This window comes from Pandoraea cepalis, from assembly GCF_902459665.1.
In the GTDB taxonomy this organism is placed as follows: domain Bacteria; phylum Pseudomonadota; class Gammaproteobacteria; order Burkholderiales; family Burkholderiaceae; genus Pandoraea; species Pandoraea cepalis.
Genome location: NZ_CABPSL010000015.1, coordinates 67,699 through 89,869, shown reverse-complemented (window position 1 = coordinate 89,869; position 22,171 = coordinate 67,699). Strand labels below are relative to the sequence as shown.

Sequence of the window (22,171 nt, the reverse complement as noted above, 5' to 3'; positions counted from 1 at the left end):
AACCAGGTGCGTCGAACATGAAAGATGAAAATCCGTATCGTCCGTATAGCGCAGACCACTCGCTGGAGCGCTGCTCATGCGGCATGCACGCCAGTCAGGACGAACACGATGCCCGCAGCAGCGTTGTCGCTCGCCCCCCAGTGCACGATGAAGACGTCCAGTCGCGCCATTTCCTCGAAATGGCAGCTGTCAGGGCGCTGTTCCCCCACGACGCGCTGCGCCGGCGATTCCTTCGTGCGGTCGGCATCAACGCCGCACGTGCCGCCATTGCCAGCGTGCTCCCATTGGCCGACCTTCAGGCGATGGCGGAAGAAAGGCGTCCTATGGAGAAGAAGGACCTGAAGATAGGTTTCATCCCGATCAACTGCGCCACACCGCTGATCATGGCGGATCCCATGGGCTTCTATCGGGAGCAGGGTCTCAACGTCTCGCTTCGCAAGACGGCCGGTTGGGCGCTGGTTCGAGACCAGATGCTTAATCACGAGCTCGACGCGTCGCATTTCCTGGCACCGATGCCGCTCGCTATTTCCATGGGGCTTGGGTCTTCCGCCCAGCCCATGCGAGTCGCAGCTATTCAGAACGTCAACGGCCAGGCCATCACGTTGGCGCTGAAGCATAAGGACAACCGGGACCCGAAGCACTGGAAGGGCTTCAAGTTCGCCATTCCGTTCGAGTATTCCATGCACAACTTCCTGCTCCGCTACTACCTGGCGGAGCATGGACTTGACCCCGACCGTGATGTTCAGCTCCGCGTGACTCCGCCTGCGGAAATGATCGCCAATCTGAGGGCCGGCAACATTGATGGGTTCCTCGGACCGGATCCCTTCAATCAACGTGCTGTGTATGACCAGGTGGGTTTCATTCACATCTTGTCGCGCGACATCTGGGACGGGCACCCGTGCTGTGCGTTCGGTGTAGCGCAGGGCTTCATTGACCAGAACCCGAACACATTCGTAGCGTTATACCGTGCGTTGCTGAAGGCGTCCGCGAGCGCTCACAAGTTAGAGAACCGTCCTGCGATCGCGCGCGCCATCGCGACGCCAAACTATCTGAACCAGCCGGAATCGGTCATTCTGCAAGCGCTCAGTGGCCACTACGCCGATGGGCTCGGAAATGTGCGTGATCAGCCAGATCGAACGGATTTTCAACCGCTTCCATGGTACTCGATGGCCACCTGGATGCTCACGCAAATGCAGCGGTGGGGCTACATCAAGAAGCAAATTTCCTACGATGACCTTGCCAAGAAGGTGTTCTTGCTTACGGATGCAAGTGCGCAAATGAAGGCACTGGGGCAGGAAGTCGACCACGATGCGTTGGCTGGCGGGATGCGGAAATTCTCAGTGATGGGCCGTGAATACGACCCTGCCAACCCGGCCAAATACCTTGCAAGTTTTGCGATCAGGCGGACCTGATTCAAAGGATATGAGATGAAGTCTTCAATTCGATTGCAAGCTGCACTGGTGTCACTTGCCATGGTTGCGATTTTTCTCGTTTGCTGGCAATTCGCGACAACGGCGGGGAAGCAGGCTCAGCACGCGCCAATGACTGCGGAGCAAAAAGAGTATGCACAGTTGATGGGGCAGACGCCCGACGACCCATCGTCGGAGCCGAAGAGCGACGGTTTCCCCACACCCGCACAGTTCTTTTCCGTCGCAGCGCAGAACCTCGCGCACCCATTTTATGATCATGGTCCCAATGACAAAGGAATCGGCATTCAATTGGGCCATTCCCTGCTGCGTGTCGCCGGCGGCTATCTACTCGCCGTCATCGTGTCGATCCCTTTGGGTTTCTTGATCGGCATGTCTCCGCTGCTCTATCGCGCTTTTGATCCATTCATTCAGTTGCTCAAGCCGATCTCTCCGCTCGCGTGGATGCCAATCGCGCTATACACGATCAAGGACGCCTCTGTCTCTGCGATTTTCGTGATTTTCATCTGCTCGCTATGGCCAATGCTGATCAATACCGCGTTCGGCGTGGCGAACGTAAGACGTGAGTGGCTAAACGTTGCCCGCACTCTCGAAGTCTCGCCGTTGCGCAAGGCGATCCAGATTGTCTTGCCCGCCGCTGCACCGACCATCATCACCGGCATGCGTATCTCGATGGGGATTGCGTGGCTTGTCATCGTGGCTGCTGAGATGCTGGTCGGCGGAACGGGCGTCGGCTATTTCCTATGGAACCAGTGGAACAATCTTTCGCTGACAAATGTCCTGTTTGCGGTGCTCGTCATCGGCGTGGTTGGGATGCTGCTTGATCAACTTTTTGCCCGCCTGCAAAAGAAGGTGACCTATGCAGAGTAATGACAATCGCGCCGCCAGCGGCAGTGCTTTCATTGAGGTCGACAACCTCTCCAAACGCTATCGCGCAGATCTTCCGCCGGTCTTCGAAGACGTGACATTCAAGATTGATCGTGGCGAGTTCATTTGCGTAATTGGTCACTCCGGCTGCGGAAAGAGCACGATTTTGAACGTACTCGGAGGGCTTGAGCAGGCGAGCGGTGGCGGTGCCGTCATGGGCGGGAGAGAGATTGCAGGCCCGAGCCTCGATCGCGGGGTCGTGTTCCAAGGTCATGCGTTGCTGCCCTGGCTCACCGCGAAGCAGAACGTCGAATTCGCTGTTCGCTCCCGGTATCCGGATTGGACGCGTCAGCAAATCGACGAATGCGCAATGCGCTTCCTCGATATGGTCGGCCTCACGCGCGCGATCGACAAAAAGCCATCGGAGCTATCGGGCGGCATGCGCCAGCGAGTGGGGATCGCTCGTGCATTCTCCGTCGCACCAAAGATGCTACTGATGGACGAGCCGTTCGGGGCACTCGATGCGCTGACGCGTGGTGTTATCCAGGATGAACTTCTGCGCATCTGTCTGGCGACTCATCAGACCGTTTTCATGATCACGCACGATGTCGACGAAGCGATCTTGCTTGCTGATCGAATCTTCTTGATGAGTAACGGGCCGCGCGCGCGCCTTGCAGAAATTGTGGTGAACACGATGCCACGGGAGCGAACGCGAGAGACGCTTGTCCACGATCCGCAGTTCTACAGGATTCGAAACTATCTTATCGATTTTCTGGTGAGACGCTCCGCCACGATTCAACAGGATATCGAACACGGTCGTGAAACGCATCAAACGACGCAAATTGTTCGTCCAGGCTTATCTCAGGACAACGTTATGGAGCTTGATCAAGGCCGCGCGCTCCGCATGGGCAATACGGCTTAATTTTCCAGTGGTAGTTTTTTTGAGGATAGTCACATGATTTCGAGTCGCACGCAGGTTACCGAGATGATCGTCTCGGCGAAGGTACGCAAGGGCCTCAAGTGGGCAGATGTTGCGGATAAAGTCGGCATGGCCAAGGAGTGGACGACTGCCGCATGCCTCGGTCAAATGCAGTTGAGCAAGGAGCAAGCTGCCGTCGTCGGTGAGATCTTTGAGCTTTCCGACGAGGCCATCGCATGGCTGCAGATCGTTCCGTATAAGGGATCACTGCCGACGGCGGTTCCGACGGACCCGCTGATCTACCGCTGGTACGAGTTGGTGAACGTCTATGGCACGACCATCAAGGAACTGATCCACGAAGAATTCGGGGACGGCATCATGAGTGCAATCGACTTCTCGATGGACATTCAGCGTCAGGCGGACGCGAAGGGCGATCGCGTCAACGTGGTGCTTTCCGGAAAATTTCTGCCATACAAGTCCTACTGACCGGCTGGCGGAAATGCCTATGACGCTCACCGGGGCCATCTAAGGCCTGGCCATCGGCGCCGTGCCCGGCTTGACTGGAACTGGCGCGTGATGGCCGGGCACTAAGTGCGCAATCGACGCTGCGATAAAGCGAAGTCCACGAAGTGAATTTTGCGGAACAAGAATACGGCGGATTTCCGGAACGCAAAATCGCTGAAAGCCTTGTGGCGGAAAGCAGCCGGAGTCGAACCGACCTGGGAGCGGCTGACGCCCCCAACCGGGTTTGAAGCCCGGCCGCATCACCGGATACGGATGCCTTCCTTCGGACAACGTAATGTGACTGACTAAATCGTCGTGCACGCGCTCAGGCACCGCTTGAATCACCTGAGTTCGGCATCCCGACTACCCTACGCCGCGCCCCATTCCGCCCCGGGGCGGCGCACATGCCAATCACCAACGCGGCGAGTATATCCCGCACGATCGAAGAACTCCAGAATCTGGATCGCACGCTTGCGCCCCAGGCCCGTCGTGTCGCGAAACGCACCGGCTTCCACCTTGCCATCCGCGTTAGCGATCATGTCGGCGAGCGCCTGGACACTCGCGTCGTCGTAAAACAAGTCCTTGACGACCTGATGCACCCGCCCCTGCCTGGCAAGCTTGCGCAATACCGCACGCACCCGCTCTTCAGGCACGTTCAGCGAACGCCCCATGTCCCGCACCCACGGCGGATCGAAACGACCCTGCACCACCAGCGGCAGCAGCGCGTCAGCCAACGCCGTCTCGTCATCCGTCATTTCCACACGGTGCGCCGGCAGATGCCACCACGCCCCGGTACGGGCCAGCGCCCCGTCGCGCAACATGGCCTGCACGAAGGCGCGCCAACGCCACGCATCCAACGACGGCCACGTCATGCGGCCCAGCCGTGCAGCATCGAGTCCCGGCTCGTCCGGCTGGCGCGCGTGATAGTCGCGCAGCACATCGAGCACGCGTGTGCGCACGGTGTCCCACGCCTGAGGGGCAAACGCGAGCGATTCCCCCTCCCCTCCCGCCAGCACCACCGCATTCGCCGGCCACTGCCATTGCCCCGCCGGCAACCCGGTGAGCGCAATGACCTGCGCGCTCGTCAGTCCAAACGCGGCCTGCGCGAGTAGTGCATCCAATCCTTCGCCATCGAGCGCGCGCGCCACGGCGTCGAGCCACGCCAACCGCGCCGCCGACCGACGCCTGCGCTCCGGCGCCGCAGGGTCAAGCACCCGCCCGCCACCCACCGTTGCCGTCGCCTGCGGATTGCGCACGATGAAGCGGTCGCCCGGCATCGTGCACACCGGCGTATCGAAGACCCATTGCACGCGCATCGTGCCACCGGGGGCCAGCGTGTCCCCTTCCAGCAATACCGTGCGGGCCTGCCCATGCGTCGTGCCCACGTGCACATGCAGCGGAAACCATTGCGTGAGTGGCGCACTGTCTTCAAGCCAGTGCAGTTCGACATCCACATGCGTCGACGGCCCCGGCAATCCCGCCGCCACGATCCAGTTGCCCCGCCGAAGCTGGTCGCGCTCCACCCCCGCCAGATTCAGCGCACAACGCTCCCCGGCGCACCCCGCCTCCACCGGACGGTTCTGCGCATGCACGCTGCGCACCCGCACCGGCAATCCCTGCGGCATCACGGTGAGGTTGTCCCCCACGCGCACCGTGCCAGCGAACGCCGTGCCGGTCACGACCGTACCATGGCCTGCCAGCGTGAAGACACGATCGACGGCGAGACGAAACAATGCGTCCTCGCGACGCGCCGCATTGCCGGACGAGTGCAATGCCTGCGCCGCCTGCGTAAGCCGCTCGCGCAGCGCCGCCACGCCCGTGTCGCCCGGCGTCGTCGCTGACACCGGCACCGTCTCGGCCTCGGCGAACGGCGTGTTCGCGAGCCATTGCGAAATCTCCTGGGTCACAGCGGCCAGCCGCGCCGCGTCGACGCGATCCGCTTTCGATAGCGCGACCACGCCACGCCTCACCCCCAACATCGAAAGAATGGCGAGATGCTCGCGCGTCTGCGGCATGATGCCGTCGTCCGCCGCAATCACGAGCAGCGCGAAATCAATGCCGACGGCCCCCGCGGCCATCGTGTGAATCAGCTTTTCATGGCCGGGAACATCGATGAATCCCAACACCTCGCCATCCGGCAACGGGGTGTAGGCATACCCCAATTCGATGGAAATGCCGCGCGCCTTTTCTTCTTTCAGACGATCCGTGTCGACCCCGGTCAACGCGCGAACGAGACTCGTCTTTCCATGATCGATGTGACCGGCGGTGCCCACGATCATGCGCGAAGCTCCGAAAACTGCAACGCCAGACGCGCTTCGTCAGTCGCTTCGAGACATCGCAGATCGAGCCATAGCGTTTGATCGGCAATCCGGCCGATCACCGGATACGGCAGCGCGCGCAATGCCGCTTCAAGCGCCGCCAGCGCGCGTCCGCTGCCGCGTTTGCCGCCGCCAGCCGGCACGATCGCCAGGCCATAACTCGGGAGCTGCTCGACCGGTAGCGCGCCGCTGCCGATCTGGCTCACCATCGGCGCGGCGCTCACGGTATAGGCATCGCCCAACGACTGCGCGAGCACCGGCGCCAGACGCTGCGCCTGCGCCATCATGTCGGCGCGCGTTCGCGTGAGCAGCCGCAATGTGGTGAGCCGCTCGGCCAGATGATCGGGGTCGCGATACAGACGCAGCACCGGCTCCAGCGCCGCGAGCGTGAGCTTGCCCACGCGCAGCGCTCGTTTGAGCGGATGTTTCTTGATCCGTGCGATGAGATCCTTGCGCCCGACGATCATGCCCGCCTGCGGACCGCCCAGCAGCTTGTCGCCGGAGAACGTCACGAGATCGGCGCCGGCGGCGATCGTCTCCTGCACCGTGGTCTCGTGCGGCAACCCCCAGCGCTCCAGCGGCGTCAGGGTGCCGCTGCCGAGATCGACCGCCACCGGTACGCCATGCGGCTTCGCAATCTGCACGACCTCCGCGACGTCGACACTCTTGGTGAAGCCGGTGACCGCGTAATTGCTGCAATGGACCTTCATCAGCAAGGCCGTCTTCTCGCCGATGGCATTACGATAGTCGGCCGCATGCGTACGGTTGGTCGTGCCCACTTCGACAAGCTTCGCGCCCGCGTGCGTCATGATGTCGGGAATCCTAAACGCACCGCCGATTTCCACCAGCTCGCCGCGTGACACCACGACGTCGCGACGCTTGGCAAGCGTCGCCAGCATCAGCAGTACTGCCGCCGCGTTGTTGTTCACCACCGTCGCCGCCTCACCGCCCGTCAATTCGCACAGCACGGGCGCGACGAGATCGTCGCGGTCGCCGCGTCCGCCCGTTGCGAGATCGAATTCGAGGTTGGCCGGCGCCGTGAGCGCTTGCATGACCGCTTCCACGGCAACCTCGGGCAGTAACGCTCGCCCGAGGTTCGTATGCAGCACCGTGCCAGTGAGATTGAAGACGGGACGCAGCGTCGCCCGGTTGCGCTCGGTCAGCGCGCGGGTCACGCGTGCCCCGAAACGAGCCGGGGCCAGGGTGTCATGTGTCAGCGTGCCCGCAAGCGCTGCCGCGCGGCACGCGTCGAGATCGCGACGCAACGCGTCGGTCACCTGCGTGCGACCGAAGTCGGCCAACGCTGCCTGAAAGTCGGGCATCCCCAGCAGCCGGTCTAGCGACGGGAGATCCGCCGCCCCTGCAAACTCAAGATCGTGCTCGGCCATCCGCCGCACCCCCGCAATCCCTTAAGCCGTTTCGGTGTTCTGCCAGAGCAACGGATTGCCGTTGGCGCGCGCGTACCCCGCTTCGCCCATCAGCACGTCGAGGGCCAGGCTCGCGAGATCGTCGGCAACCGGCTCCACGAACGGATCCTTGTCCTGGTAGAAGATCTTGCGATAGCTATGACAGTCGTCGCACGACTCTGCCCGGATCGGGGATGACGCCACGCGTTTGGCCGCGTCGTCGAGCGCCGGACGACCATCGGCACCCCTGACAACGTCCCCTCCGACATGTGCCGCCTGCAGGTCCGCCCCCGATGCCGCCGCATCCCCTGTTTTGTCGAGCACGTGATAAGCGACATGCTGGCTCGCTTCGCAATGTGTGCATTTCACGCGAACCATATGCCACTCGGTCGAGCACAGCCCGCACGCGAGATAACGATAGCCCTCATGCGCTCCGCCAATGCGCACGACGCTCGCCACCGGCAGCGTGCCGCACATGGGACAGACGTTGGGGACGTCGAGCATCGGCACGTCGCCCGCGTCGAACGTGCTTGCCACGCCCGTCCAGAGCACTTGCAACGCCGCCGTCAGGAACGGCGCGCTGGCGGCATCGACGCCCTTGCCATGCCCGGCGAGCAACGATTGCGCGGCCGAGTCGAGCGCGGCCGGACTGGAGGCACGAACGCGTTCAAGCACAGCGCGTACCGGCGCGGGCAAGTCCGGCTGTGCCGACATGGCATCGAGCAACCGCGCGAGCAGCGGCTGCCATCGGCCCGCGTCGTATCCGCCGTTCGCGGGCACGAGCGGCATGCAGTGCAATTGCGCCTGCTCGATCGACTCGGCCGTCGGACGTTCCGCCTGAAAAGTGTCGAGCACGCGCTGCTGTGCGTCGACCAGCGACGCCATGAGGCGCAGGTAGTCGCCGAGTGGATGGCCGTCGGCCAGTTGACGCAGCCGTGCCGCGCGCGCCGAGAAAACTTCGGCGCGTTGCGGCATGCGTAGACGGGGGATGGCGGTCCGATCGAGCGACTCGATCTGTCCGGGTTCAAGGATACGTTGCAAGGTAGCCGGCCTCGTAAGAGCGCCCGGCCACCGGGGCCGGACTCATTTGTTGAGCTGCTTGTACCAGGCGCGATGGTGCTTCCACGCCCAGCCGCGGGTGACGGTGCCGCGCGTCATCGCGCGCACGGAACCCTTGATCCAGATCGCGGCATAGATATGCGTAATGATGCCGCAAATCAACACGAATGCACACACCGCATGCACGTCGGAAGCCAGACGAATCACCCCGATCGGGAAGTAGAACGCGAAGTAGGCGCGCCAGATCACGATGCCCGAGAGCAACAACCCGATCATGCACAACACCATCACGTAGAAAAGCAGCTTCTGGCCGGCGTTGTAGCGCCCGACTTCCGGCAGATTCTCTTCGCGATTGTTCAACACGTCGCCGATTTTTTTCATCCACTCGGTGTCGCGCGATTCAAACCGGTTGTAGCGCGCGAGCCGCAGGGCGAGGCACACGAAGGTGACGAACATCACCAGCCCGACAAACGGATGCAGAATCCGCGTCCACGATCCACCACCGAACAGCGTGGCCAGCCAGAACATCGACGGATGGAACAGCGCGAGCCCCGAGAGTGCGAGCAGAATGAACGTGCCCGCGACAATCCAGTGGTTGATGCGCTGCCCGGCACTGTAGCGCTCGATCAGATCGTCCTTGTCCGCCTGACGATCACTGCGTTCGTTCGACATGGTCAGACCTCCTCGTGCGTGGCGACGCCCTTCTGGCCATCGGGACCGTTACCCTTGCGGGATGCGTCGTAGCGGCGGGCCGCCGCCTCATCGTCCTCGGTCGTCTCGTTCGGACCGGTCTTGATGTAGTGGAAGAACCCGGCGAGCGCCGTCAGCGCCATGGCGGCCACGCCCAACGGCTTGGCGATGCCCTTCCAGAGCGTCACCATCGGACTGATGCGCGGATTGTCCGGCAGACCGTGATACAGCGACGGCTTGTCGGCATGATGAAGCACATACATCACGTGCGTGCCGCCGACCCCCGCCGGATCGTACAGTCCGGCGTTCTCGAACCCCCGCGACTTCAGGTCTTCGATGCGCTCGGCCGCCTGATCTTTCATGGCGTCCTTGGTGCCGAACAGGATCGCGCCGGTCGGGCACGTCTTTACGCACGCCGGCTCCAGCCCCACCGACACCCGGTCGGAACACAAGGTGCATTTGTACGCCTTGTGATCCTTCTGCGAGATACGCGGGATGTTGAACGGGCATCCGGTGATGCAGTACCCGCAGCCGATGCACGCCTCTTCATGAAAGTCGACGATGCCGTTGGCGTATTGCACGATGGCCCCCGGCGACGGGCATGCCTTCAGGCAGCCCGGGTCCTCGCAATGCATGCAGCCGTCCTTGCGGATCAGCCACTCGAGGTCGCCCTTCGGGTTCTCGTACTCGGTGAAGCGCATGAGCGTCCAAGAATCGGCCGTCAGGTCCGCCGGGTTGTCGTACACGCCGACGTTCGTGCCGACCTCGTCGCGCAGGTCGTTCCACTCCATGCACGCCGTCTGGCAGGCCTTGCAGCCGATGCATTTCGACGTATCGATGAGCTTGGCGACGTCCCCCGTGTGCGACTCGCGCACGGAGGGCGAGGGCAGCGTGGTGGCTGAGCGCCGTTTGATATCCAGTGATTGCAATGCCATGGCGCCCCCTTATGCCTTCTCGACTTTCACCAGGAACGACTTGAACTCGGGTGTCTGTGAATTGGCGTCGCCCACAATGGGCGTCAGCGTATTCGCGAGGAACCCGGGCTTGGTCAGTCCCTTGAAGCCCCAGTGAATCGGAATGCCCACATGGTGAATCGTCTTGCCGTCCACCTTGAGCGCGCGAATGCGCTTGGTCACGACCGCCCGGGCCTTGATGAAGCCGCGATTGGACGAAACCTTGACCGTGTCGCCCGCCACCACACCGATCTCCTTCGCGAGCGCCTCGCCGATCTCGACGAACTGCTCGGGCTGGATGATCGAATTGAGCAGCGCGTGCTTGGTCCAGTAGTGGAAGTGCTCGGTCAGACGGTATGTCGTGGCCACATAGGGGAACTTGTCGGCGGTGCCCATCACGGCCAGATCGTCCGGGAACACGCGGGCGCCCGGATTGCTCGTGGCCTTCGGTTGCTTCGGATGCAGCGGGTTGTAGCCCAGCGGCGTCTCGAACGGCTCGTAATGTTCGGGGAACGGCCCTTCGGCCATGGCTCCCTTCGCGAAGAAGCGCGCCACGCCCTCGGGGTTCATGATGAACGGACTCATGCCGAGCGCCGGATCCTCGTCGACCTTGAAGTCCGGCACGTCCGCCCCGGTCCAGATCTTGCCGTTCCACCACACCAGCTTGTGCTTCGGATTGAACGGCTTGCCCGCAAGATCGGACGACGCGCGGTTGTACAGAATGCGACGGTTCGCCGGCCACGACCATGCCCAGTTCAGCGTCTGCCCGATGCCGGTCGGATCGCTGTTGTCGCGCCGCGCCATCTGATTGCCCGCCTGCGTCCACGCGCCAGCGAAGATCCAGCAGCCCGACGACGTACTGCCGTCGTCCTTCAGTTCGGCGAAACCCGCCAGTTGTTCACCGGCCTTGCGGGTGACCTTGGTCGGATCCTTCGGATCGACGAGGTCCTTGAGCGCCCGACCGTTGTACTCCTTGGCAAGTTCTTCGGGCGACGGGCGCTCCGGCTGGGCGTACGGCCACGACAGATTGACGATCGGATCGGGGAATTTACCCCCCTGCGTCTTGTACATCTCCCGCAGGCGCAGGAACAGTCCCGTCATGATCTCGATATCTGTGCGCGCCTCGCCCGGTGGCTCGGCACCCTTCCAGTGCCACTGCAGCCAGCGCCCCGAGTTGACCAGCGCACCGTCTTCCTCAGCGAAGCACGTGGTCGGCAAGCGGAACACTTCCGTCTGAATCTTGCTGGAGTCGACGTTGTTGTGCTCGCCGAAGTTCTTCCAGAACTCCGACGTTTCCGTCGCCAACGGATCCATGATGACGAGGAACTTGAGCTTGGCGAGTGCCTGATCCCACTTGAACTTGCCCGGCGCCGCCGCGAGCGGGTTGAACCCCTGTGCGAGGTAGCCCGTCATCTTGCCCTGGTTCATCAACTCGAGCACCTGCAGCAGGTCGTAGGGCTTGTCGAGCTTGGGCAGATAGTCGTAGCCCCAGTGGTTCTCGGCCGTGGCCGCGTCGCCCCACCACGACTTCATCAGGCTTACGTAGAACTTCGGATAGTTCTGCCAGTAGCTGAGCTGGTTCGGACGCAGCGGCTTTTGCGTGCGTGCCGTCAGGTATTGCTCCACGGTCTGCTCGGCCTGCTTGGGCAACGTCATGTAGCCCGGCAGCAAGTCGGTCATCAGCCCGAGGTCGGTCAGGCCCTGAATGTTCGAGTGACCGCGCAGCGCATTCATGCCGCCGCCCGCCACCCCGATATTGCCCAGCAACAGTTGCACCATCGCGCCGGTACGAATCATCTGCGAGCCGATCGAGTGCTGCGTCCAGCCCAGTGCGTACATGATGGTCATCGTGCGCGTCGGAGTGGAACACTCGGCGATCTGCTTGTAGATCTGGTCGATCTTGTCGGCGGGCGTGCCGCACACGCGCTCGACCATCTCGAGGGTATAGCGCGAGTAGTGCTGCTTCATCAACTGAAACACCGTGCGCGGGTGTTGCAGCGTCGGGTCGGTGAGAACGTATCCGTCCGCGCCCTTCTGGTAGTCCCAGGTGCTGCGGTCGTACGTGCGCTTCTCGGCGTTGTAACCCGAGTAGATGCCGTCTTCGAACGCGAATTCGTCTTTCACGAGGAACGTGAAGTCGGTGTAGTTCTTGACGTATTCGTGCTGGATCTTGTCGTTCGTGAGCAGGTAATGGATCAACCCGCCGAGGAAGACGATATCCGTGCCGGAACGGATCGGGGCGTAGACATCCGCGACCGATGCCGAACGGTTGAAGCGCGGGTCGACCACGATCAGGCGCGCGTTGTTGTGCGCCTTGGCCTCGGTGACCCATTTGAAACCGCATGGGTGCGCCTCGGCCGCGTTGCCGCCCATGATGAGGACCAGATCCGCGTTCTTGATGTCGACCCAATGGTTCGTCATCGCACCGCGGCCAAACGTCGGGGCAAGACCTGCCACCGTCGGGCCGTGTCAGACACGTGCCTGGTTGTCGAATCCCAGCATCCCGGTACTGCGGATGACTTTGTGCGTGATATAGCCGACTTCGTTGCTCGACGCGGACGCCGCCAACATGCCCGTCGTGAGCCAGCGGTTGACGGTCAGGCCGTCATCCGTCTTCTCGACGAAGTTGGCGTCGCGATCGTCCTTCATCAGCTTGGCGATGCGATCGAGCGCATCGTCCCAGGAAATCCGCTCCCACTTGTCGGAGCCGGGCTTGCGGTACTCCGGGTGCGTGAGACGGTTCGGGCTGTGGATGAAGTCGATGAGGCTCGCCCCCTTCGGACACAAAGTGCCGCGATTGACCGGGTGGTCGGGGTCGCCTTCGATGTGGAAAATACTCTTCCGCGCATTCTTCGCCCCGTCGCCATAGCTGTACATCAGCAGGCCGCAGGCCACGGAACAGTAGGGACAGGTATTGCGGGTTTCCGTCGCTCGCGCCAGCTTGAACTGGCGGACTTCCGCCAGTGCCGCATCGGGCGCGAACCCGAGCATTGCCAGGCTGGACCCGGCCAATGTTGCGCCACTCACTTTCAGGAACTGGCGCCTCGACATATTCAGCATGGGGGAAATCTCCTCAAATATTCGAAAACTTTGCGGGAGTTCGTTGAGTATAGAGCAAACCATTGCGGTTTTCCGTGACTTAGCACAAACCATGCCGAATGTTGCGCCGCAGCGCACAATGCAGGAACTTCCTCAACAATTTGGTATTCTGAGCGTCACTTTGGTCACCGTCCCCGGGAATGAACCCCTTGCCCCCTGAAGATGACGTGACAAACCTGATGGCATGTCCCAACTGCGACACGCTGCACCGTCGCACGGACGTGCCCCCGCGAGAGGCGGCCCGCTGCGTGCGCTGTCACTCGGTGCTTTACCGCGCCCCCGACCTGCGCCTGTCGCGCGTGCTGGCGCTCACGCTGACTTGCCTGATCGTGTTCGCCATCGCGAACGCGTTTCCCATCGTCGAGATCGAGGTGCAGGGCATCTACACGCGCACCACGCTCATCGGCGCCGCCTGGGCGCTGTATCGCGAAGGCATGTGGCTCGTCGCCTTGCTGGTGTTTACCACCACCGTGCTCTCGCCGCTCTCGCAATTGCTCGCACTGGTCCATCTGATCGGCCCGCTCTCGGTCGGGCGACGGCCGTACGCCGTCTTCCATGTGTTGCGCGCCATCGAGTTCTGCCGGCCCTGGGGCATGATCGAAGTGTTCATGCTGGGCGTGCTGGTCTCTGTGGTCAAACTCTCGTCCATGGCCAGCGTGTTGCCCGGCATCGCGTTATGGGCCTTCGGGGCGCTCACGGTGTTGCTGGCGATGGTGTTGTCTTACGACCTGCGCAATCTCTGGCTCGTGATCGACCACACACCGAATGCGGACGCGCCCGACGCCTCGCCATCGCGCACGGTGCCACGATGAAATACCTCACCGCCAAAGACGCCGGACTGGTCGCGTGCACGGCGTGCGGACGGCTCTCGCGCCACGTTAGCTCGCTCGAGACCGCGCGCTGCCCGCGCTGCGGCGCGGCCCTGCATCAACGCAAGATCGACAGCCTCACGCGCACCTGGGCCTTGCTGATCGCCGCCGCGATCCTGTACATTCCCGCCAACGTCCTGCCCATGATGCAGACGCGCTCGCTGCTCGGGAATTCCAGCGACACGATCATGAGCGGGGTGATCTATTTCTGGGTCAGCGGCGAGTACGATCTGGCCATCGTCGTCTTTACGGCGAGCATTCTCGTGCCGATGCTCAAGCTCATTGCGCTGTCGCTGCTATGCCTCACCACGCAGCGCGGCGCCCGTTGGAACCCGCATCAACGCACCAAGCTTTACCACATGATCGAGTTCATCGGCCGCTGGTCGATGCTCGATGTCTTCGTCGTCGCGCTGATGGTCGCGCTCGTGAACATTCAGTCGCTGGCCGTGATCCAGGCCGGTCCCGGCATCGTGGCGTTCGGCGCGGTGGTCGTGCTCACGATGCTCGCCTCGATGCAGTTCGACCCGCGGTTGATCTGGGATCAGATCCGCGACGACGATACCGAACAGGACGATCATGACTGACCCGAAAGATCCGCAAGCCCCCAACGCCGCGCCGCCGCCCGGCGCCGGCGAGCTGCCCACGCCGGTCATCGAGCCGCGCAAACGCTGGGCGCCGTCGCTCGTCTGGCTCATTCCGCTGGTGGCCGCCGTGATCGGCCTGTCGCTCGTCGCCAAGGCGATCATCGAGCGGGGCCCCAGCGTCGTCATCGACTTCAAGACGGCCGAAGGCCTCGAAGCCGGGAAGACGAAGGTCAAGTACAAGGAAGTCGATATCGGCACCGTCAAGAACATCGAGCTGTCCGACGACCTGTCGCACGTGCGCGTGACCGTCGACCTCACGCAGAACGCCAAGCGGTTCGCGGTCAAGGATTCGCGTTGGTGGGTGGTGCGACCGCGCGTGGCCGGCGGCAGCGTCTCGGGTCTGTCGACGCTGCTCTCGGGCGCCTATATCGGCGCCGACGCCGGCAAGTCGAAGGAATCGTCGGAGCATTTCGTGGGCCTCGAAGTGCCGCCGGTCGTCTCCAGCGGCCAGCCGGGCAAGCCCTTCGTGCTGCATGCGGCCGACATCGGCTCGCTCGACATCGGCTCGCCGATCTATTACCGTCGCATTCAGGTCGGTCAGGTCGAAGCCTACTCGCTCGATCCGGATGGCAAGGGCGTCACGCTGCGCGTGTTCGTCCAGGCCCCCTATGACCAGTATGTCGGCTCCAACACGCGCTTCTGGCATGCGAGCGGCATCGATTTGCGGCTCGATTCGAGCGGCTTTCAGGTCAATACGCAATCGCTGGCGTCGGTGGTCATCGGCGGCATCGCCTTCCAGGCACCGAACGAGTCGGGCGCCGGCGTGATGGCCAAGGCTGGGCAGGAATTCCGCCTGGCCCCTGATGAAACCACTGCCATGAAGGCCCCCGACACGCATCCGATGACGGTCGTGTTCCGCTTCCAGCAGTCGCTGCGCGGTCTGGCAGTGGGCGCACCGGTGGATTTCCGCGGCATCACGCTCGGTGAAGTCACGTCGATCGGCGTGGAATTCGACCAGGCGACCAAGCAGATCAACATGCCGGTGACGGTCGAAGTCTATCCGGACCGTCTGCGCCGCCGCGATCCGAAGAACAACCTGCCGCCGGACGAACTTGCCAGCCGACAGATTCTGAATTCGCTCGTGGCGCGCGGTCTGCGCGGTCAGTTGCGCACCGGCAATCTGCTGACGGGCCAGTTGTACGTGGCACTCGACTTCTTCCCGAACGCCAAGCCCGCCCTCGCCGAGCAAGTCGACAACGTGGTCGTCATGCCGACGGTGCCCAACACGCTCGACCAGTTGCAGCTCCAGATTGCCGACATCGCGACCAAGCTCGACAAGATTCCGTTCGACAGCATTGGGCAGAATCTCGATTCGTCATTGCGCAAGCTCGACAAGACGCTCGACAGCGCGCAGGGCCTGTTCCGCCAGCTCGACGGCGAGATCGCACCCGAGGCGAAGGCCACGCTGAGCGAGGCGAAGAAGAGCTTCGGCGCCGCCGAGCGCACCCTTTCCGAAGACGCCCCGGTACAGCAGGATGTTCGTCAAGCCATGCAGGAACTGACGAAGACCTTGCGCTCGCTGGGCACGCTGGCCGATTATCTGCAGCAGCATCCCGAGGCGCTGCTGCGCGGCAAACCCAAGGATCCGCAACCATGACGAGCCCGCCTGACATGACCCGTAGCCCGCGCCGCTGCGCGACGCCGATGGCCCGCGCCGTGCTCGCCGCGCTTACCCTGGTGCTCGCCGGCTGTGCATCGCCGCCGTCGCGCTTCTACACCCTGACCGACGACACGGGAACGCCCGCGGGCAGCGCCGCCACGAGTGGCGCCAACGTGCCGGCGGCGCGCTATGCGGTCGAAGTCTCGCCGGTCGCCGTGCCTGAGCAGGTCGACCGGCCGCAGATCGTCGTCACGCGCGGCGGCGGTCGCGTCGACATTCTGGAAGAATCGCGCTGGGCCGCGCCGCTCAAGACCGAACTGACGTCGACGATCTCGCGCAAGCTCACGCAACATCTCGGCGCGATGGACGTGTATGGCCTGCCCCGCGCCGATGGCCTGACCGTGTACCGCGTCTCGACGTCGGTACAGCGCTTCGAGTCGGTGCCGGGCGAGCAGGCCGCACTCGCCGCCGTGTGGAGCGTTCGCCGGGTACCGGGCGACGTCGTGCTCACTTGCCGCTTCGCCGGCACGGAGATGGCGTCGGGTAGCACGGGTGGCATCGATGACGTGGTCGCGGCGCAACGCCGGCTCGTCGACCGGCTGGCATTGGGCATCGGCAACGCCATTGCCACCAGCGCGCAGGGCGCCACGCCGCACTGCGAGCGCTGAAGGCCGTTGCCGCCTTGCATACGCCGTCTCCCGGGCAGGCGAAACCCCAGGGAAATCCCGATACGCGCCAACGCGATTACGGATTGCGCAAGCAATTACGGGATGTTTAATATGTTCGAGACCTAACGACCCCTGTCGTCCGACGGCGGGGCGTCATCACGCGAACATTGGAGACACCCCATGCCAAGCCTCACCGGCCACTTGCGCCGCGCGATTGCCGTTGCCGCTTCGTTCACCCTTACCGCGCTGGGCCCCGTTGTCTGCGCCGCCCAACCCGCGGCCGGCGGAGGCATTTCGGACGGCATCGTGAAGATCGGTGTGCTCACCGATCTGTCCGGCGTGTCGAGCGACAATGCTGGCAAAGGCAGCGTGGTCGCCGCCACCATGGCGATCGACGACTTCGCGCACGATCACAAGGTGCTCGGCGCGCCGATCGAATTGATCTCGGCCGACTCTCAGGGCAAGACCGACACCGGCGCCACGATCGCCCGCGAGTGGTACGACCGCGACAAAGTCGACATGATCACCGACCTGACATTCTCGAACGTCGCGCTCGCCGTCGATCGCATCGCCGAGGAAAAGAAGAAGATCGCGCTGGTGACCGGCGCGGGTTCGTCGGCCATCAGCAATGAACAATGCACAGCGCACAGCGTGCAATGGATGTACGACACTTACGCGCTCGCGAATTCCACGTCGCAGGCGCTGCTTCGCCGAGGCCTCAAGTCGTGGTACTTCATCACCGCCGACTACGCGTTCGGTCAGGCGCTCGAGAAGGACGCCAGCGAGATTCTCACGCGCCAGGGCGGCAAGGTCGTGGGTTCGGTGAAGCATCCGGTGAACTCGCCCGATATGTCGTCGTACCTGCTGCGCGCGCAGACGTCCGGGGCGCAGGTGATCGCGCTGGCGAACTCGGGCACGGACACGCTCAACACCGTCAAGCAGGCGTCGCAGTTCAACATGATCCAGGGCGGCAAGCAGGTCTTCACGCCACTGTTGTCCTTGATCACTGAAGTGCACGGCATGGGCCTGAAGAACGCGCAGGGCATGATTCTCACGAACGGCTTCTACTGGGACCAGGACGACCGCTCGCGCGCCTTCGCCCAGCGCTTCTACGCGCAGCACAAGAAGATGCCGACCATGATGCAGGCCGCCGTCTATTCCGCCGTTTTCAATTACCTGAAGGCGATTCAGGCGGCGGGCACCGACGACGCCGACACCGTCATGGCCAAGCTCAAGTCGATGAAGATCGACGACCCGGTGATCCGCAACGGACACATTCGCGCCGATGGCAAGCTGGTGCACGACATGCTGCTGGTGCAGGTCAAGACGCCGGCCGAATCGAAGTCGGCGTGGGATCTGTACAAGATCCTGGAGACGATTCCGGCCGACAAGGCGTTCGCCCCGTTGGCCGATTCGAAGTGTGCGCTGGTAAAACGGTAACCCGCGCGCTCAGCGCCTGAGATCGGTGGCAGACGCGGGTCGCGTCTCGCTGCCGCCTTGGGCGCCCCCTGCCGCGGGATCCTCCACGCGGCGGAAAATGATCGCCGACGCGAGCGTAATCAGCCCGACACATACGAACGTCAGTCGAAACCCCGCCACCGTACCGCCCATTCCGCCCTCGCCTGCCTGCCCGGCCAATTGACCGAACAGTGCCAACAACTGGCCGCCGATGGTCACGCCCAGTCCCAACGCAAGCATCTGCGCCATCGAGAACAGGCCATTGCCCGCGCTCGCGCGGCGCGTGCCAAGATCCTTCAGGGTGACACTGTTCATCGCGGCGAACTGCATCGAGTTCGCGCCGCCGAAGATCGCCAGTTGCCCCAACCCTAGCCACATCGGCCACCCCGGCCCGAACAGCGCGAAGCTCGCGATCGCACCGCCGACCACCGCCGTGTTGACCATCAGAAAACGCGTGTAGCCGAAGCGCGCCACCAGCGGCGTCACCATCCGCTTGACCACCACGCCCGCCAGTGCAACCGGCAACATCATCAGTCCCGACGCAAGCGGGCTATACTCCATGGCCACCTGAAGCAGCAACGGCAAAAGGAAAGGCACGGCGCTACTGCCAATCCGCGCGACGAGATTGCCCAGCAGCCCGAGGCGGAAACTCCGCGTCGCGAAGAGTTCGAGCGGGAACAACGGCGCGGCGCGACGCCGGGCATAAGGCCAATATCCCAGCGTCGTGACGACGCAAAGCAGCGCCAGCCCGACGGACACCCCCCATCCCCGGTCGGAGAACGGATGATCCAGCGCCAGTGTGAACGACACCATCGCCATCGAGAGCAGCGCGAAACCCGCCCAGTCAAAGCCGGCGTCGATGACCTCGTCACGCGCCGGAGGCGGCAAGTAGCGCCGTACCGCCAAGCTGCCGACGATGCCGATCGGCACATTGATCAGGAAAATCCAATGCCATGAGGCAACCTGCACCAGCCAGCCGCCCAGCACAGGGCCGATCATCGGCCCGACCTGCCCGGCAATCGACACGAACGCGAGCGCCGCCAGATATTGCCCCGCCGGGAAGGTGCGCAGCACCGCGAGACGCCCGATCGGCAAGAGCATCGAGCCCCCCGCCCCCTGCAACACGCGCGCGAGCACCAGTTGCGTCATCGTGTGCGCCATCGCACAGCAGATAGAACCGATCACGAACAGCAAAATCGCAACGAAATAGACGCGGCGCGTGCCGAACCGGTCGGCCAGCCAACCCGACGCCGGGGTGAGCATGGCCATCGTCAGCGAGTAGGCGACCACCACGGGCTGCATGCGCAGCGGGTTCTCGCCCAGGCTCGCCGCCATCGCGGGCAGCGCCGTATTGACGATGGTCGTATCGAGCGCCTGCATGAAAAAGCCCGCCGCTACGATCCACAGCAGCGCGGTGAGTGTTTTGTCTTGCGTCATGCGGCGTGGTGACGAGACGCGGCGGTCAATCCCGTCCCTCAAAAGAATTAAGCGAAAGCAGAATTCTAGCCCGCTTCAGGCGGGCCGACCCTGTTGCGCCGCGCGCTCCATCTCAAACCCCGATCGCGCGATACCCCACATGTTCAAACCGATCCTCGTCATCGGCATTTTGTTCGTCCGCCGAATTATCCGCGCGCTCGTCATCTGCAAGCGCTTCGAGTCGGATGGCCGCGTGCACGAGCGCGATGTGCGAAAACGCCTGCGGGAAGTTGCCGACCTGACGCGCATGATGCGTGTCGTACTCCTCGGCCAGCAGACCGACGTCGTTGCGTAACGACAGCAACCGCTCGAACAGGGCACGGGCGTCGCGCTGACGGCCGATCATCACCAGGCAATCGACCATCCAGAAGCTGCAGGCGAGAAACGCGCCCTCGCCCGCCGGCAGACCGTCGTCGACCCGGCTCGTGCGATAGCGTTGCACCAGCCCGTCGTGCATGAGGTCTCGCTCGACCGCCTCGATGGTGCCTATCACGCGCGGATCGTTCGCCGGCAGGAAGCCCACGAGCGGAATCATCAGCACGCTCGCATCCATCTCCGCGGAACCATAGGCCTGCATGAACGCATTGCGTGTCGTGTCGAAGCCGTGCGCGCAGACGTCCGCATGAATCTCCTTGCACAAGTCGCGCCAGTGATCGATCGGCCCCGGCAGGCCGAAGCGCTCGGCCGACTTGATCGCCCGATCGAACGCGACCCAGGCCATGACCTTCGAGTAGGTGAAGTGCTGGCGTCCGCCGCGCACTTCCCAGATGCCCTCGTCCGGCTTGCGCCACACCGTCTCGAGATGCGCCACGAGCTTCGTCTGCACCTCCCAGGTGGCCTCGTCCGGCGTCAATCCGCCCAGACGCGCCTGATGCAACGCGTCCATCACTTCGCCATACACGTCGAGCTGCAACTGCCCGACCGCGCCATTGCCCACGCGCACGGGCTTCGCCCCTTCGTAGCCGGGCAGCCAATCGACCTCCCACTCGGGCAAACGCCGCTCGCCGGAGAGTCCGTACATGATCTGCACCTGCGACGGCGCACCGGCCACGGCGCGCACCAGCCAATCGCTCCAGTCGTTCGCTTCGGTGTAGTAGCCCCCGAGCATGAGCGCCTGCAAGGTGAGCGTGGCGTCGCGCAACCAACAATAGCGATAGTCCCAGTTGCGCTCGCCGCCGAGCTGTTCGGGCAACGACGTCGTCGGCGCGGCCACCACGCCGCCCGTCGGCACGAACGTGAGCGCCTTGAGCACGATGAGCGAGCGGCGAATCGCATCGGCCCAGCGGCCGTCGAGCTGGCAGCGGTGAGCCCAGGTGCGCCAGTAGCGCTCGGTATCGGCGAGGGCGGCGAGCGGATCGATCTCTCGCGGATCGGCGTGATGCGACGGCACACGCGAAAGCACGAACGGCACGGTGTCACCGGCCGTCACATCGAAGCGCGCGCGCAGACTGCCCGGCACATCCTGAATCTCGATGGGCGTGCGCACCACGACCTTGTCGGGTCCCGCGATGAGCCGCATCCCCGGCCCGGTGGGATCGTCGCCGTCGAGCGGACGCGACCACGGCACCGACGCCCCATAGTCGAAGCGCAGGATCAACTCCATCGACATGGTCACCGTTCCATGGATGCCCTTGACGAGCCGCACAAGGTCGGCCGCGCCGTCGCGCAACGGCATGAAGTCGATCACGGCCACGCAGCCCTCCACCGTCTCGAAGCGGGTCTCGAGAATCAGCGTGTCGTCGTGATAACGACGCGTACAGGTCACGCGAGGATCGTCGGGGGCGAGCTTCCATCGGCCATGCTCCGGGCCGCCAAGCAGCGCCGCGAAACACGCGGGCGAATCGAAATACGGCCAGCAGAGCCAGTCGATCGAGCCGTCGCGCGCGACGAGCGCAGCGCTTCGGCAGTCGCCAATCATTGCGTAATCTTCAATAGGTGCCGGCATGCTCACCTCGCGAAGGGAAGAGGAACAGCGCGCCCATCGGCAGACGATGGAGCGCAAACGAGTGAAGCCCTATGTTACGCGCGTGGTCAAGGCGCGACCATCGGGCCGGCGACGGGCCGAGACGATTGCCGGAGATACTGCCAGAAGTCATGCGCTCCCTCCTGTCGACGTTGGGCGTCGGGTCGGATTGATCGGTGGCCTGTCATGCGCCAGTCTAAAACCGACCGGCCACCGGGAGGGAAGTTCTGCGCTGCGCGTCAACACGCGGA

General features: G+C 63.5%; 18 protein-coding genes and 1 tRNA gene. 9 read left to right on the top strand and 10 right to left on the bottom strand.

All coding sequences use genetic code 11. From position 1 onward, the window contains the following. Nucleotides 1-17 precede the first annotated feature (17 nt). Genes PCE31106_RS17540 through cynS form a run of 4 tightly spaced genes read left to right on the top strand, consistent with a single transcriptional unit; the run spans nucleotide 18 to nucleotide 3,699 of the window. Nucleotides 18-1,412 (top strand): CmpA/NrtA family ABC transporter substrate-binding protein, encoded by a 1,395-nt coding sequence (locus PCE31106_RS17540; protein ID WP_150564164.1) that lies wholly within the window; start codon nucleotides 18-20, stop codon nucleotides 1,410-1,412. A 15-nt stretch (nucleotides 1,413-1,427) separates the two neighbouring features. After that, nucleotides 1,428-2,297 carry a nitrate ABC transporter permease gene (gene ntrB, locus PCE31106_RS17535; RefSeq protein WP_150564163.1) on the top strand — a complete coding sequence of 290 codons (870 nt, stop codon included), beginning with the start codon at nucleotides 1,428-1,430 and terminating at the stop codon, nucleotides 2,295-2,297. Further along, nucleotides 2,287-3,216, top strand: a complete 930-nt coding sequence (locus PCE31106_RS17530; RefSeq protein WP_150564162.1) for an ABC transporter ATP-binding protein — start codon at nucleotides 2,287-2,289, stop codon at nucleotides 3,214-3,216. The genes ntrB and PCE31106_RS17530 overlap by 11 nt, the downstream gene beginning before the upstream one ends. A 33-nt stretch (nucleotides 3,217-3,249) precedes the next feature. Then, entirely contained in the window at nucleotides 3,250-3,699 is a 450-nt protein-coding gene (gene cynS / locus PCE31106_RS17525) for a cyanase (protein ID WP_150564161.1), read from the top strand. Between the two features lie 204 nt (nucleotides 3,700-3,903). Here the strand turns inward: cynS and PCE31106_RS17520 are convergent. The 7 genes from PCE31106_RS17520 to fdnG all read right to left on the bottom strand — a co-directional run bounded on the left by PCE31106_RS17520 (nucleotide 3,904) and on the right by fdnG (nucleotide 13,203). Then, nucleotides 3,904-3,999 (bottom strand) — tRNA-Sec (locus PCE31106_RS17520). Nucleotides 4,000-4,085: 86 nt separating this feature from the next. Next, complete coding sequence (gene selB, locus PCE31106_RS17515; protein ID WP_150564160.1) at nucleotides 4,086-5,996, bottom strand: selenocysteine-specific translation elongation factor; 1,911 nt, start codon at nucleotides 5,994-5,996, stop codon at nucleotides 4,086-4,088. After that, complete coding sequence (gene selA, locus PCE31106_RS17510) at nucleotides 5,993-7,423, bottom strand: L-seryl-tRNA(Sec) selenium transferase (RefSeq protein ID WP_150564159.1); 1,431 nt, start codon at nucleotides 7,421-7,423, stop codon at nucleotides 5,993-5,995. Before selA ends, selB begins: the two co-directional genes overlap by 4 nt. A gap of 21 nt (nucleotides 7,424-7,444) precedes the next feature. Next, the gene (gene fdhE, locus PCE31106_RS17505) at nucleotides 7,445-8,473 is read right to left on the bottom strand and encodes a formate dehydrogenase accessory protein FdhE (RefSeq protein ID WP_437343829.1); all 1,029 of its coding nucleotides are present in this window, start codon (nucleotides 8,471-8,473) and stop codon (nucleotides 7,445-7,447) included. 51 nt (nucleotides 8,474-8,524) lie between these two features. Further along, on the bottom strand, nucleotides 8,525-9,172 hold the full coding sequence (locus PCE31106_RS17500; protein ID WP_017232447.1) for a formate dehydrogenase subunit gamma: 648 nt from the start codon (nucleotides 9,170-9,172) through the stop codon (nucleotides 8,525-8,527). Nucleotides 9,173-9,174: 2 nt separating this feature from the next. Then, nucleotides 9,175-10,125 (bottom strand): formate dehydrogenase subunit beta, encoded by a 951-nt coding sequence (gene fdxH, locus PCE31106_RS17495; RefSeq protein WP_017232448.1) that lies wholly within the window; start codon nucleotides 10,123-10,125, stop codon nucleotides 9,175-9,177. Between the two features lie 9 nt (nucleotides 10,126-10,134). Continuing rightward, entirely contained in the window at nucleotides 10,135-13,203 is a 3,069-nt protein-coding gene (fdnG, locus tag PCE31106_RS17490) for a formate dehydrogenase-N subunit alpha (protein ID WP_150564158.1), read from the bottom strand. 218 nt (nucleotides 13,204-13,421) lie between these two features. Here fdnG and PCE31106_RS17485 point away from each other — a divergent pair, with 218 nt between their 5' ends. From PCE31106_RS17485 to PCE31106_RS17465, 5 genes are all read left to right on the top strand, one after another. Further along, entirely contained in the window at nucleotides 13,422-14,054 is a 633-nt protein-coding gene (locus PCE31106_RS17485) for a paraquat-inducible protein A (RefSeq protein WP_150564157.1), read from the top strand. Continuing rightward, nucleotides 14,051-14,695, top strand: coding sequence for a paraquat-inducible protein A (locus PCE31106_RS17480; RefSeq protein ID WP_150564156.1), 645 nt, complete (start codon nucleotides 14,051-14,053; stop codon nucleotides 14,693-14,695). The genes PCE31106_RS17485 and PCE31106_RS17480 overlap by 4 nt, the downstream gene beginning before the upstream one ends. After that, the gene (locus tag PCE31106_RS17475) at nucleotides 14,688-16,352 is read left to right on the top strand and encodes a PqiB family protein (RefSeq protein ID WP_150564155.1); all 1,665 of its coding nucleotides are present in this window, start codon (nucleotides 14,688-14,690) and stop codon (nucleotides 16,350-16,352) included. The genes PCE31106_RS17480 and PCE31106_RS17475 overlap by 8 nt, the downstream gene beginning before the upstream one ends. Further along, nucleotides 16,349-17,023, top strand: coding sequence for a PqiC family protein (locus PCE31106_RS17470; protein WP_150564154.1), 675 nt, complete (start codon nucleotides 16,349-16,351; stop codon nucleotides 17,021-17,023). The genes PCE31106_RS17475 and PCE31106_RS17470 overlap by 4 nt, the downstream gene beginning before the upstream one ends. Nucleotides 17,024-17,203: 180 nt before the next feature. Then, on the top strand, nucleotides 17,204-18,463 hold the full coding sequence (locus PCE31106_RS17465) for an ABC transporter substrate-binding protein (RefSeq protein ID WP_150564153.1): 1,260 nt from the start codon (nucleotides 17,204-17,206) through the stop codon (nucleotides 18,461-18,463). Between the two features lie 9 nt (nucleotides 18,464-18,472). Here PCE31106_RS17465 and mdtD read toward each other — a convergent pair whose 3' ends face one another. From mdtD to PCE31106_RS24035, 3 genes are all read right to left on the bottom strand, one after another. Further along, nucleotides 18,473-19,918, bottom strand: coding sequence for a multidrug transporter subunit MdtD (gene mdtD / locus PCE31106_RS17460; RefSeq protein ID WP_150564152.1), 1,446 nt, complete (start codon nucleotides 19,916-19,918; stop codon nucleotides 18,473-18,475). Nucleotides 19,919-20,030: 112 nt separating this feature from the next. Then, on the bottom strand, nucleotides 20,031-21,902 hold the full coding sequence (locus PCE31106_RS17455) for a glycoside hydrolase family 15 protein (RefSeq protein WP_150564151.1): 1,872 nt from the start codon (nucleotides 21,900-21,902) through the stop codon (nucleotides 20,031-20,033). Next, entirely contained in the window at nucleotides 21,886-22,053 is a 168-nt protein-coding gene (locus tag PCE31106_RS24035; protein WP_174975254.1) for a hypothetical protein, read from the bottom strand. Before PCE31106_RS24035 ends, PCE31106_RS17455 begins: the two co-directional genes overlap by 17 nt. Nucleotides 22,054-22,171 lie beyond the last annotated feature (118 nt).

Coding starts and splice junctions, on each gene's coding strand:
- PCE31106_RS17540 (WP_150564164.1), top strand. CDS start 18: ATGAAAGATGAAAATCCGTATCGTCCGTATAGCGCAGACCACTCGCTG.
- ntrB (WP_150564163.1), top strand. CDS start 1,428: ATGAAGTCTTCAATTCGATTGCAAGCTGCACTGGTGTCACTTGCCATG.
- PCE31106_RS17530 (WP_150564162.1), top strand. CDS start 2,287: ATGCAGAGTAATGACAATCGCGCCGCCAGCGGCAGTGCTTTCATTGAG.
- cynS (WP_150564161.1), top strand. CDS start 3,250: ATGATTTCGAGTCGCACGCAGGTTACCGAGATGATCGTCTCGGCGAAG.
- selB (WP_150564160.1), bottom strand. CDS start 5,996: ATGATCGTGGGCACCGCCGGTCACATCGATCATGGAAAGACGAGTCTC.
- selA (WP_150564159.1), bottom strand. CDS start 7,423: ATGGCCGAGCACGATCTTGAGTTTGCAGGGGCGGCGGATCTCCCGTCG.
- PCE31106_RS17500 (WP_017232447.1), bottom strand. CDS start 9,172: ATGTCGAACGAACGCAGTGATCGTCAGGCGGACAAGGACGATCTGATC.
- fdxH (WP_017232448.1), bottom strand. CDS start 10,125: ATGGCATTGCAATCACTGGATATCAAACGGCGCTCAGCCACCACGCTG.
- PCE31106_RS17485 (WP_150564157.1), top strand. CDS start 13,422: ATGGCATGTCCCAACTGCGACACGCTGCACCGTCGCACGGACGTGCCC.
- PCE31106_RS17480 (WP_150564156.1), top strand. CDS start 14,051: ATGAAATACCTCACCGCCAAAGACGCCGGACTGGTCGCGTGCACGGCG.
- PCE31106_RS17475 (WP_150564155.1), top strand. CDS start 14,688: ATGACTGACCCGAAAGATCCGCAAGCCCCCAACGCCGCGCCGCCGCCC.
- PCE31106_RS17470 (WP_150564154.1), top strand. CDS start 16,349: ATGACGAGCCCGCCTGACATGACCCGTAGCCCGCGCCGCTGCGCGACG.
- PCE31106_RS17465 (WP_150564153.1), top strand. CDS start 17,204: ATGCCAAGCCTCACCGGCCACTTGCGCCGCGCGATTGCCGTTGCCGCT.
- mdtD (WP_150564152.1), bottom strand. CDS start 19,918: ATGACGCAAGACAAAACACTCACCGCGCTGCTGTGGATCGTAGCGGCG.
- PCE31106_RS17455 (WP_150564151.1), bottom strand. CDS start 21,902: ATGCCGGCACCTATTGAAGATTACGCAATGATTGGCGACTGCCGAAGC.
- PCE31106_RS24035 (WP_174975254.1), bottom strand. CDS start 22,053: ATGACTTCTGGCAGTATCTCCGGCAATCGTCTCGGCCCGTCGCCGGCC.